At 37.8% G+C, this 12,782-nt stretch carries 11 protein-coding genes and 1 tRNA gene; 11 read left to right on the forward strand and 1 reads right to left on the reverse strand.

Translation table 11 applies throughout. The annotated features are described in order from the left end of the window. Nucleotides 1-14: 14 nt before the first annotated feature. From uvrA to whiA, 10 genes are all read left to right on the forward strand, one after another. Complete coding sequence (uvrA, locus tag HMPREF3029_RS01590; RefSeq protein ID WP_070709553.1) at nt 15-2,852, forward strand: excinuclease ABC subunit UvrA; 2,838 nt, start codon at nt 15-17, stop codon at nt 2,850-2,852. Beyond that, nucleotides 2,852-3,991: a DUF4097 family beta strand repeat-containing protein gene (locus tag HMPREF3029_RS01595; protein ID WP_070709380.1), complete on the forward strand. Its 1,140-nt coding sequence runs from the start codon at nt 2,852-2,854 to the stop codon at nt 3,989-3,991. Before uvrA ends, HMPREF3029_RS01595 begins: the two co-directional genes overlap by 1 nt. Before the next feature lie 79 nt (nt 3,992-4,070). Further along, nucleotides 4,071-5,003 (forward strand): HPr(Ser) kinase/phosphatase, encoded by a 933-nt coding sequence (gene hprK / locus HMPREF3029_RS01600; protein WP_070457298.1) that lies wholly within the window; start codon nt 4,071-4,073, stop codon nt 5,001-5,003. Further along, nucleotides 5,003-5,875: a prolipoprotein diacylglyceryl transferase gene (gene lgt, locus HMPREF3029_RS01605; RefSeq protein WP_070709382.1), complete on the forward strand. Its 873-nt coding sequence runs from the start codon at nt 5,003-5,005 to the stop codon at nt 5,873-5,875. Before hprK ends, lgt begins: the two co-directional genes overlap by 1 nt. A 2-nt stretch (nt 5,876-5,877) precedes the next feature. Continuing rightward, nucleotides 5,878-6,372: an acyltransferase gene (locus HMPREF3029_RS01610; RefSeq protein ID WP_068129876.1), complete on the forward strand. Its 495-nt coding sequence runs from the start codon at nt 5,878-5,880 to the stop codon at nt 6,370-6,372. Then, nucleotides 6,362-7,774, forward strand: a complete 1,413-nt coding sequence (locus HMPREF3029_RS01615; RefSeq protein WP_070709384.1) for a tetratricopeptide repeat protein — start codon at nt 6,362-6,364, stop codon at nt 7,772-7,774. Before HMPREF3029_RS01610 ends, HMPREF3029_RS01615 begins: the two co-directional genes overlap by 11 nt. A 60-nt stretch (nt 7,775-7,834) precedes the next feature. After that, entirely contained in the window at nt 7,835-8,767 is a 933-nt protein-coding gene (gene trxB, locus HMPREF3029_RS01620) for a thioredoxin-disulfide reductase (RefSeq protein ID WP_068129881.1), read from the forward strand. A gap of 57 nt (nt 8,768-8,824) precedes the next feature. Further along, a complete protein-coding gene (gene rapZ / locus HMPREF3029_RS01625; protein ID WP_246830690.1) occupies nt 8,825-9,700 on the forward strand; it encodes an RNase adapter RapZ in 876 nt (291 codons plus the stop codon). Continuing rightward, nucleotides 9,690-10,670: a gluconeogenesis factor YvcK family protein gene (gene yvcK / locus HMPREF3029_RS01630; protein ID WP_070709388.1), complete on the forward strand. Its 981-nt coding sequence runs from the start codon at nt 9,690-9,692 to the stop codon at nt 10,668-10,670. The genes rapZ and yvcK overlap by 11 nt, the downstream gene beginning before the upstream one ends. A 17-nt stretch (nt 10,671-10,687) precedes the next feature. Next, entirely contained in the window at nt 10,688-11,632 is a 945-nt protein-coding gene (gene whiA / locus HMPREF3029_RS01635; protein ID WP_070709390.1) for a DNA-binding protein WhiA, read from the forward strand. Between the two features lie 254 nt (nt 11,633-11,886). Here whiA and clpP read toward each other — a convergent pair whose 3' ends face one another. Beyond that, on the reverse strand, nt 11,887-12,477 hold the full coding sequence (clpP, locus tag HMPREF3029_RS01640; protein WP_040929443.1) for an ATP-dependent Clp endopeptidase proteolytic subunit ClpP: 591 nt from the start codon (nt 12,475-12,477) through the stop codon (nt 11,887-11,889). 97 nt (nt 12,478-12,574) lie between these two features. On the opposite strand from clpP, the gene HMPREF3029_RS01645 reads away from it, so the two are divergent. After that, nucleotides 12,575-12,646 (forward strand) — tRNA-Arg (locus HMPREF3029_RS01645). The last annotated feature ends 136 nt before the right edge of the window (nt 12,647-12,782 follow it).

Consider the following 12,782-nt stretch of genomic DNA (forward strand, 5'->3'; position numbering starts at 1 on the left):
ACGTGAGTGAAAAGATAAATAATAAATTCATTAAAATTAATGGTGCAAGACAGCACAACTTAAAAAATATAAATATAGATATACCGAGAGATCAGCTCGTCGTAATGACGGGCTTATCAGGCTCTGGTAAGTCATCGCTCGCATTCGATACGATTTATGCAGAAGGGCAACGCCGTTACGTTGAGAGTTTAAGCGCGTATGCGAGACAGTTTTTAGGACAGATGGAAAAGCCAGACGTCGATACGATTGAAGGGTTATCACCAGCGATTTCAATCGATCAAAAAACGACGAGTAACAACCCGCGTTCAACGGTATCGACAATTACAGAAATATACGATTATTTACGATTATTATATGCACGTGCGGGGACGCCGTATTGTCCGCATCACGATATTGAAATTAAAAGCCAAACGATTGAAGAAATGGTCGACACGATTATGGAACTTGAAACACGTACGCGCCTTCAAATATTATCTCCAGTTGTACGTGGCAGAAAAGGACAACATAAAAAGATATTTGAAAGTCTTCGAAAAGAAGGATACGCAAGAGTCATCGTTGATGGTGAAATGTATGATATCGAAGACGTACCAGAATTAAATAAAAATAAAAAACACGATATCGATATCGTGATTGATAGAATCGGAGTTAAACCAGGTATTGAAGCGAGACTTTCTGATTCACTACAAATCGCATTAGAAAAAGGAGAAGGTAACGCGGTCGCTAACGTTATAGATGGAGAAGATATCCACTTCTCAGAAAACTTTTCTTGCCCTGAATGTGGATTTACAATTAGTGAATTAGAGCCGAGGCTCTTTTCATTTAACAGTCCGTTTGGTGCGTGTCCAACGTGTGACGGATTAGGTAAAAAATGGTCGGTTGACGCGTCACTCGTTATTCCAGATGACACGTTATCGTTAAATGACGGTGCGATTTTACCGTGGAGACCGATTAGTTCAGATTATTATCCGAATCTTTTAAAACAAGTCGCTGAACATTTTAATATCGATATGGACCAACCGTTCAAAGATTTATCTAAAGAAGAACAAGACATTATTTTAAAAGGGTCTACCGATTATTTAGACGTTACGTTCACACAGCGTAACGGTGCAAAGCGTACTCGTACAATTCAATTTGAAGGTGTTTTAAATAATATCGAGAGAAGATATCAAGACAGTCCGTCAGAGTATACGCGTGAACAAATGGCGCAGTATATGCGTGAAACAGACTGTACGACGTGTCATGGATATCGTTTAAATATTGAGGCGCGCTCAGTTAAAATTAAGAAACGCCATATCGGTGAAGCGGTAGATCAATCGGTGAACGATGCGCTTCAATTCTTTAATGATTTACATTTAAGTGAAAAGAATCAAGCAATCGCACAGCCGATATTAAAAGAAATCAATGACAGACTCACTTTTTTAAGAAATGTTGGGCTTGGATATTTAACGCTCAACCGCCGAAGCGGTACGTTATCTGGTGGGGAAGCACAGCGTATTCGACTCGCGACACAAATCGGTTCGATGTTAAGTGGAGTGCTTTATATACTAGACGAGCCTTCAATTGGTCTTCATCAACGTGATAACGATAAGCTAATCCGAACGTTAAAAGAGATGCGCGATTTAGGGAATACGTTAATCGTCGTCGAACACGATGAAGATACGATGATTGCGAGTGATTATTTAATCGATATCGGACCGGGTGCTGGAGAAAACGGTGGACAAATCGTCGCAGCTGGAACACCAAAAGAAGTCATGAATAACGACGCTTCAATTACAGGTCAATATTTAAGTGGTAAAAAAGAAATCCCGTTACCAGAAAATTATCGAAAACAAACGACTAAAAAGTTTAGAGTAAAAGGCGCAGTAGAAAACAACTTAAAAAATATCGATGTAGACTTCCCGCATGGTCTCTTAAACGTCGTAACAGGCGTCTCAGGATCTGGTAAGAGTACTTTAGTCAACGAAATTTTATATAAAGGACTCCATAAAGAGCTATATAAATCTAAACTCGTACCTGGAAAGTTTAAAGAAATAGAAGGTGCCGAGTATTTAGATAAGATTATCGACATCGACCAATCTCCAATCGGTCGTACACCGAGAAGTAACCCGGCGACGTATACAGGTGTCTTTGATGACATTCGTGACGTCTATGCTGAAACGAACGAAGCGAAAGTTCGAGGGTACAAAAAAGGGAGATTTAGTTTTAACGTAAAAGGTGGACGTTGTGAAGCGTGTAAAGGTGACGGAATTTTAAAAATTGAAATGCACTTTTTACCAGACGTCTTTGTACCGTGTGAAGTATGTCACGGTAAACGTTATAACAGAGAGACGTTAGAAGTGAAATATAAAGATAAAAACATCTCAGATGTCCTTGAAATGACGGTAGAAGAAGCAGCGAAATTCTTTGAGAACATTCCGAAAATCAGTCGTAAGCTAGAGACGCTATTAGATGTTGGACTCGGCTACGTAAAACTCGGGCAACCAGCAACGACGTTATCCGGGGGAGAAGCACAACGTGTGAAACTTGCGAGTGAACTTCAAAAACGTTCAAATGGTAAGACGCTCTATATACTCGATGAGCCAACGACAGGACTCCACTCAGAAGATATTAGAAAACTGATTAAAGTCATTCAGCGTCTCGTAGATAACGGTGACACCGTCGTCATTATCGAACATAATTTAGACGTTATAAAAGTTGCAGATCATATCATCGATCTTGGCCCTGAAGGTGGCGACGGTGGAGGAGAAGTCGTTGCGCATGGTACAATAGAAGATATAATGGAGACGAAAGAAAGCCATACAGGATACCACTTAAAAAAATGGCTCAATCGTAACCATCAGGAGGTTAAATAATGGATAGTAAAGCGCGAATTTTAAAAATGCTTGAAGATGGTTTAATCACGACAAAAGAAGCAATCGACCTTATGAATGCATTAAACGAAGACGATCAATATAAGAAACACACGAACGATAAAAAAGAAGAAGAGAACAGTATTTATAAGTTTTTTGAAAATGTGACAGACGAAGTTGGAAAAATTTTAGATCCAGATATGATTCAAAAAAACGCGAAAGAAACGTTTGACGATGTCCGCCGTAAAGCAAAAGCAACGAAGAGCACGTCAGATATTTTAAAAACGTTAGAAGACGTATTCGACAAAGCTAAAACGGGAGACATCGATGCGATTTTCCAGCAAGGGTCTAAAAATAAACTCATCGAAACGATCGAAGAAGATTTTTCATCTGTTACGTTAGACGTAACGAATGGTAACGTCGAAGTTAAAAAGACAGATGGCGTCACAGCGGTACGTTTTGAAGTGACACCGTTCTATAGAAAACTCGATAAAAAACGCAATTACTTTGAAGATATTTTCTGCGAAGTAAAAAACGGGAACTTAGAAATTATGTCACCACTTCGTAGTGCGAAAGTAAACGTCGTATTAGAAATTAACGAACGTGCACTCGACTACTTACACATCTCAAGTTCAAACGGCAGCGTCGACGTTGAAGATTTACTGTTAAAAGATTTATCTATCGATATTTTAAATGGTGATATCGAAGTCGACGATATTTCAGCAAAACATGCGTTCGTTAGAACGTCACGTGGGTCATTAGAAATAAAAGAAAGTGCGTTTACGAATTTAGAACTCGTATCAATGCTTGGAACGATTTCAACGAAAGAATTAGATGTTGAAGAAATCGACATTAAAGCGAACGGCTCAGTGTCACTTTCATTAAATGAAGATACACGTGATGCTAAAATTCAAACGAACATGGGAAGCATCAACGTAGAAATTCCGTCAGGTCGTAAAGTCGAAGGACGTTTAAACACAGTACTTGGACATATTAACTATCCTCCGGGGTTAAACATCCGAGATATGAAGCCATCCGATTTAGGATTAAAAGAAATTATGATCATTAATGACACAGATGAATCAGGTCTCGTTATAGAAGCGAGCACAAAAGTTGGTTCAGTCACACTCCATACAGTATAAAACGTATTTAAAGGACAAGTAGCTATCAGACTTGTCCTTTTTTGCTATAATAGGAAGTATCAATTTTGAGAGGTATATTATGTTAACAGTAAGTAACGTCATCGAACGATTCAAACTAGAAATCATCACTGGTGAAACAGGTATACATAAACCAATCACAAGTATCGACGTCTCACGACCAGGGCTTGAGATTGCGGGTTATTTTTCGCATTATTCAAACGAACGCGTTCAGTTATTTGGAATGACTGAAACGACGTATTTTAATACGAAATTAACAGATGAAGAACGCGCAACTCGCGCACAATTACTATGTACAAATGAGACGCCATGTTTTATATTTACAGACGATTTAACACCGCCAAAAGAAATTATTGAAGCGTGTGAGAATGCAAATATTCCACTTTTAAAAACGTCGAATACGATTACGAATTTAATGTTTTACTTAACCGACTATTTAGAAATTTCGCTCGCACCTGAGACGAACGTTCACGGCGTTCTGTTAGACGTCTATGGAATCGGTGTATTAATTACAGGTGAAAGTGGTATCGGTAAAAGCGAAATTGCGTTAGAGCTCGTTAAAAATGGGCATCGACTCGTTGCAGACGATAACGTCGAAATCAAAGAAATTGGTAAAAACGTACTCATCGGTAAATCTCCAGAGCTCATCGAAAATTTACTTGAAATTAGAGGGCTCGGCATTATCAACGTAATGACACTATTCGGTGCAAGTGTCGTGCTAAGTGAAAAGCGTATTATGTTAAACGTTCATTTAGAGTTTTGGCAACAAGATAAAGAATACGACCGCCTCGGATTAGATAAACGAACAAAAAATATATTAAATTCTGAAATACCGAGTAAGTTAATCCCTGTACGACCAGGGCGAAACGTATCGAATATTATTGAAGTTGCAGCGATGGACTTTAGACTTCAAAATATGGGAGTCAGTGCCGCGAGAGAATTTAACGAGCGCTTAATTGCGCATATTAGGAGTAAAGATAACGGAGGGAAATAATGATATATGCGATTGACCGCGTCGCAGTAAGTATCGGTGGATTCGATATTTACTGGTACGGGATTTTAATATTTACAGGAATGATCTGTGCATACTTTTTAGCAAATCATGAAATGGTTAAAAAAGGATTTAGCGACGAAACACTCACGGAGATGATGGTATATATCATCGTCTTCTCACTCGTAGGTGCGAGACTTTACTTCGTGTTATTCAACTTAGATTATTATTTACTCCACCCACTCGATATTATAAAAGTATGGGAAGGTGGAATGGCGATCCACGGTGGGCTCATCGGTGGGGTCCTTGCAGGATATTACTACACGCGTAAAAACAATTATAGTTTTTTCCAGTTTGGGGATATGTTAATGCCGAGTGTACTACTCGGCCAAGCGATCGGACGTTGGGGGAACTTTATTAACCAAGAAGCACACGGTGGCCCTGTGTCTCGAGCGTTTTTAGAGACGTTACGTCTACCTGAATTTATCATTAACCAAATGTATATCGACGGTGTGTATTATCACCCGACCTTTTTATATGAATCGATTTGGAACGTCGTCGGTATTTTTATACTGATGCGTTTACGTCCGAAATTAAAAATTGGTCAGACGTTTTTACTCTATTTAATTTACTATTCTATCGGACGTTTCTTTATCGAAGGAATGCGTACAGATAGTTTAATGATTTTAGACCTTCTCCGTACAGCACAAGTGATGAGTCTTTCCCTTATCGTACTTGCGATTATTGTATGGATATATAGAAATAAAAAGTACGACTTACCGCTATATGGTAACGTACACGGAAACTTTAACACGTTTAACAAAAAACAGCGTGCGACAGTTAAACAAAACACGAAAAAGAAAAAGGGGAAATAATTATGCGTAAGCTCGAACGTTTTCCTTCAAAAAAAGAAAATCCGCTTTGGCGAATGTACCGTACGATTTCGTTTTTTAGAGTCGTTAAAAACTTCATCATTGTTGAAGCGGGAAGGTATTCCCCATCCACGAGAATGAAACATACACTGTATAAAACTGGACTCAATATGAAACTCGGTGACAAAGTAAGTTTTGCATATAAAGCGATGCCGGACTTATTTTATCCTGAAAATATTACAGTTGGTGAGAACTCGATTATCGGTTATAACGCGACGTTACTTACACACGAATATTTAGTCGATGAGTACCGTATCGGTTCTATTACAATCGGTAAAAATACGATGATCGGCGCGAACGTTACGGTGTTACCTGGTGTGACGATTGGTGACAACGTATTAGTCGGTGCTGGAAGTGTCGTCTCTAAAGATATTCCAGATAATAGTATCGCGTACGGTAATCCGTTAGTTATAAAGGAGAGAAGCGATATTGAAAAGTAAAATTATCTCGCTTCGTAACGACGGGAGGGTATACTACCGTCAAGCGATGAAGAAAAAGCATCACGGATCATATCGTGATGCTTTAAATCTTATGGAGCGAGCGTTAAATGAAAGTAAAGAACGCGAATATATGACGGAGTATGCGTATATACTCACGTTACTCGGTGAATACGATAGAGCAGAGCAGTTTATAATGACAGAGTTTGCGTCATCTAATTTCGATACGACGTATTACTATGAATTATCTGAGATGAATGTGTTAATCGAAGATGCAAATAAAGGACTGTTATTTGGTATATTGTATGCGGAACTGCATAAGGATGATGATTATTACGACGATTTAATGGAAATGTTTACCGTTGAAGACTATAGCTACGATGAACTTCTAAAGGAAGCGAAAGAATTCGTCGGTCAATATATATTCCAGTCGTACTTTATGAGTGGTCAAATTGAAACATCACTCGATTATTTAGATGATATTGACTTTGACTTATCAAATAAAAGAGAATTTAGAAATTTACGTGGGATGGCGTTACTCTTTTTAAATCGATTCGAAGAAGCAGAAGCGATATTAACAGAGCTATTAAAAGAAGACCAAACAGATATGCATGCGTTAAGTCATTTAACGTTGCTTTATTTTTATACGAATCGTCACGACTTATATGTAAAGTTTTTACGTCATTTAGAAGTCGTCGAACCACTCGACGAAGACGACCGTTTAAAAGTCGGGCTCGTTTTAAACTTTTTGAAAAAGCATAAAGAAGCGTATCAATTACTTTATCCATTATATAAAAAGAAGTATATGGTCAATTTCCAGTTATTACACGCACTCAGTCAAGCTGCGTACAAAATTGGCGAAGTTGAAGAAGCAGAAATGTTTTGGAAAGAGATGCAGCTCTATCACCCACTCGATGAAATTCACAGTCCGTGGCAAAAAGAACAAGCGGCTGAAACGTTAAATAAAATCATCGACGAGTATTTACAAAGTGATGATACACATAAGCGCATACTCGGCTTGTTCCGTACGAGTATTATTCGGCCGGAAGATGTCATATTAGGGTCGCCTGTATGGGATTTAATTGAACAATTTGGAAACTTTGAAAAGATGTACACGGCGTATATATTTAATAATTTTAAATTTCAAAAGTTTGATATATTACATGAAGGACTTGAAGTGTTATCGATTGATTATCTCGATAGAGATGACATTTTACTCGGCTGGATTGACGCGATTACACATATCGACATTAGCGAGTTAAAAGAATCCGGGAAAACATATGCGTTAGCCTTTTTATACGTGTATTATAACGACGGTTTTACAGTAGAAACATTGTCAGAAAAGTATCAAGTTTATCCGCATAAATTAAAAAAAGCAATTGAAGATATTAAGCAGAATGAGTGACACACCCGGCTCATTTTAGGTATAATATGAAAAGTATGTTACGAGTAAAGGAGAGTCATTATGTCAGAAGTAAAAGAGTATGATGTCGCGATTTTAGGGGCAGGTCCTGCGGGGATGACTGCTGCAGTATACGCTTCACGTGCAGAGTTAAAAACAGTAATGATCGAACGTGGTATGCCTGGTGGGCAAGTAGCAAGTACTGAAGACGTTGAAAACTTCCCAGGATTTTCTTTAATAACAGGCCCTGAATTATCATCAAAAATGTTTGAGCACTCAACGAAGTTTGGTGCAGAATATAAATATGGTGACGTTAAATCAGTTACATTAGACGGTAATTATAAATTGATCGACCTCGGTAGTGAGACGATCAAAGCAAAAGCAGTGATTATCGCAACAGGTACAGAGCATAAAAAAATCGGTGTACCTGGTGAAGAAGCGTTAGCAGGTAAAGGTGTCAGTTACTGTGCGGTATGTGACGGTGCGTTCTTTAAAGAGCGTCATTTAGTCGTTATCGGTGGTGGAGACTCAGCAGTAGAAGAAGGTATTTTCTTAACGAAATACGCAAGTAAAGTAACAGTCGTTCACCGTCGTGATACGTTACGTGCACAAAAAATTATTCAAGACCGTGCATTTAACAACGACAAAATGGAGTTCATTTGGGACACTGAAATTCAGTCTATTAATGGAGACGGCGTCGTACAATCAGTGACGCTACTCGACAAAAATACAGGCGAAACGTACGACTATGAAGCGGATGGTGTATTTATTTACATCGGACTGCTCCCGTTAACTGAACCGTTTAAGGACCTCGGTATTTTAGACGAAGAAACAGGATATGTCACTTCGAACGAAGAAATGGAAACGAGTATTCCAGGAATCTTCGCAGCAGGAGACGTACGTGAAAAAACGTTACGTCAAATTGTCACTGCAACTGGAGACGGCAGTATCGCAGCACAAAATGCAAGCGAATATATCGAAACATTTACAGAATAAGATTTAAAAGATGGGACGTTCGTTCCATCTTTTTAAACGTAGATGGGAGGAATCCGAGTGAAAAACTTAATTATATTAACTGGGATGAGTGGTGCAGGTAAATCTATCGCATTAGAATCTCTTGAAGACATGGGCTATTTTGCGATCGATAATTTACCAGTACCGTTATTACCAAAAATTGTAGAAATGATGCAGTCGACAAACGAAGATATGCATGACGTTGCGCTAAGTATCGACTTAAGAGATCGTATGTTTTTTAGTCAGTTTATTCCAGAGATTAATGATCTCATTTCAGTAAAAGGGATTCGCACACAAATCGTCTTTTTAGATGCGACAGATAATAAATTAATTAGTAGATACAAAGAGACGAGAAGAAGTCATCCGTTAAATGATAATATGTCATTATCTGAAGCGATTAAAAATGAGCGTAGTTTACTAGAAGACGTGAAAAAAGCGTCGACAATTATTATCGATACGACAGAAACATCTGCAAAAGAATTAAAAGAGAAGATTTACGACTACTTAAAATATGACCGCGATGAAAAGTTTACTATTAATGTGATAAGTTTTGGGTTTAAACATGAGATCCCTCAAGATGCGGACATTATGTATGACGTTAGATTTTTACCAAATCCGTATTATATCGAGTCACTTCGTCCGAAAACAGGACTCGACCAAGACGTCTATGATTACGTTATGAAGTTTAAAGATACAGAAATATTTTATGAAAAGTTAATCGACATCATTAATTTTTCACTTCCGTTATACGTAAAAGAAGGGAAATCACAATTAAATATCGCAATTGGTTGTACGGGTGGGCAGCACCGTTCAGTTGCGATCGCAGAACGTATTTCAAATGACTTAAAGACAAAGCATATGTATAAAATTAATACAATCCACAAAGAAACACATAGGCATCGCCATGAATCATAAGACAATTAACGTCGTTTTAATCGGCGGTGGAACAGGATTAAGTGTACTTGCACGTGGGTTAAAAAATTATCCAATCGATATATCTGCAATCGTTACAGTCGCAGATGACGGTGGATCTACAGGAAAAATACGTTCTGAAATAGATATGCCAGCACCAGGAGATGTTAGAAACGTCCTCGCTGCACTAAGTGAATCTGAAGCTTTAATTAAAGATTTATTTACATATCGCTTTAACCGTGAAAAAATCAGCGGACATAGTCTCGGGAATTTAATGCTCGCTGCGATGTATGATATGCAAGGAGATTTTTCAGTCGCGGTTGAAAAGCTATCCGAGATATTAAACGTCAAAGGTAAAGTGATTCCAAGTACAAATCGCTCCCCAAAACTCGTTGCGATAATGACAGACGGGACAAAATACGAGGGAGAAAGTTATATTCCGAAAGTTAAAAAGAAAATCGATCATATATATTTAAGCCCATCGGGAATCGAAGGTTCGAATACGGCAATCGAAGCGATTCAAAACGCGGACTTTATTATATATGGTCCGGGAAGTTTATATACGAGTATTATCCCAAACGTCTTACCGACGAGTATAAAAAAATCGCTACAAGAATCCCATGCAAATCAGATTTATATTAGTAATCTCGTAGAACAACCGGGAGAAACAAAATCGATGACAGCAGGGGACTGTGTCGATGCGATTCATAAACATATTGGAAAAGACGTCATCACACACGTATTAGCAAGTGACGAAGATACAAAGCAACTCGTCTCACAGCGATATAAAAAAGAAGACGTGTGTGCAGTATTTGTCAATAAAGAGGATTTAGAAAAACGAGGAATCAATGTATATATATATGATAATATCGTTCAAAAAACAGAGGATGGTATATTAAGACACGACTCGATACAACTAGCTAAAAATATATATGAACTTGTACTCGAACTATTTGAAACGATAGAATATTGAAAGAGAGGTGAGTCAATATGTCGTTTGCCTCAGAAATGAAAGGTGAGCTGTGTCGAATAGAAGCGGACGAAAAATGTAGTAAAGAAGAATTGTCGGCAATTATAAAAATGAACGGATCGATCGCAATATCAGAAGGTAAATGGATCATCAACATCCAAACAGAAAATGCAGCAATCGCAAGACGTATATTTAGACTCATTAAAGAATTATATAAAATCGAACCAGAATTAGCCGTTCGAAGAAAAATGCAGTTAAAGAAAAATAACGTCTATATATGTAGAGTAAAAGAAAACACGAGAGAAATATTAGATGACCTAAACGTCATGCGTGACGGGGAGATTATACATGACGTCGAACTGACGTCACTCACAGATGATGAATGCGTAAGAAGTTATTTAAGAGGCGCATTTTTAGCAGCAGGATCAGTCAACAACCCAGAAACATCATCCTATCATTTAGAAATCGCGTCACTCTATGAAGAACATGCCTACTCACTCATGAAACTAATGAACGAATACGAACTTAACGCAAAAGTCATCGATAGAAAACGTGGGTACATTACGTACTTAAAAGAAGCGGAGAAAATCTCAGACTTCTTAGGACTCGTCGGCGGACATCAAGCGATGCTAAAATTTGAAGACGTTAGAATACTAAGAGATATGAGAAACTCCGTCAACCGACTCGTCAACTGTGAAACAGCAAACTTAAACAAAACAATAAGCGCAGCGATGCGCCAAGTAGAAAACATCAAATACATCGATCAAGAAATCGGATTAGAAAAACTACCAGACCGATTACGAGAAATTGCGTACTTAAGAAGAGACAACCATGATATGAGTTTAAAAGAACTCGGAGAAAGCATCTCAACAGGACCGATATCAAAATCCGGCGTCAACCATCGACTACGTAAAATCGATGAGATCGCAGATAAGCTGAGAAGCGGGCAAGATGTGAAGTTGTAGGGGGTTAATGCGATAATCTCGTGTGTTATTTACAAATATCAGAGTACAAACTGAAAATATGTTAGATAAAAGATTATATCTAACAAAAATGATCCAAAACAACTAAAATATGTTAGATAAATCAATATATCTAACATAATCAATAGAAAAGTGTTAGATAAATACAACTAATCATCATTACAAATAAAATATAATAATCAAATATAAAATAAAAGAAGGGATTCAACGAAAGTTGAATCCCTTTTACCTTATACTTACTTAACTTTTTCTGGTTGTAAGACATCATCGATTAAACCATACTCTTTAGCTTCTTCAGCTGTTAAGTAGTTATCACGATCTGTGTCTTTTTCAATTTGTTCAAGAGGTTGACCAGTACGCTCAGCTAAAATCTTATTTAGCTTTTCACGTGTGTTTAAAATATGACGTGCAGCAATTTCAATTTCAGTCGCTTGACCTTGAGCACCACCTAATGGTTGGTGAATCATTACTTCAGCATTAGGTAACGCAAAACGTTTACCTTTAGTACCAGCAGCAAGTAAGAAAGAACCCATAGACGCTGCCATGCCCATACAAATTGTCTGTACGTCTGGCTTAATATGTTGAATCGTATCGTAAATTGCCATACCAGCAGTTACACTACCACCTGGCGAGTTAATATATAAGTAAATATCCTTCTCAGCATCTTGTGCTTGTAAGAATAGTAACTGACTCACAACAGAGTTCGCGACATTATCATCAATCGCACTACCGATCATAATAATTCTATCCTTTAATAAACGAGAGTAAATATCATACGCACGTTCACCGCGGTTTGTTGATTCAATTACTGTAGGTATTAAGTTCATAAAAAATCCCCCTGTATATACATATCGTAATTTTATTAAAACATATTAGTCAAACAAGGTCAAAAGATATACTTGTCTATGTTATAATACAATTGTTGCCCTCGTGGTGTAATGGATAACACATGAGATTCCGGTTCTCATACTGGGGGTTCGATTCCCTTCGGGGGCGTTTTTTAAATTGAATATTACTGTGTGGATCACTTTTAGCTGTTTTATGTAATGTTCTTCGAACTTTACATAAGATTTACGTTATCTTTACCTTTGATTGCTAGAATTAGGGGATAACAGCTAGAGGTGATTTTTTT

It is taken from the genome of Nosocomiicoccus sp. HMSC059G07, assembly GCF_001815515.1.
GTDB classification, from domain to species: Bacteria; Bacillota; Bacilli; order Staphylococcales; family Salinicoccaceae; genus Nosocomiicoccus; species Nosocomiicoccus ampullae_A.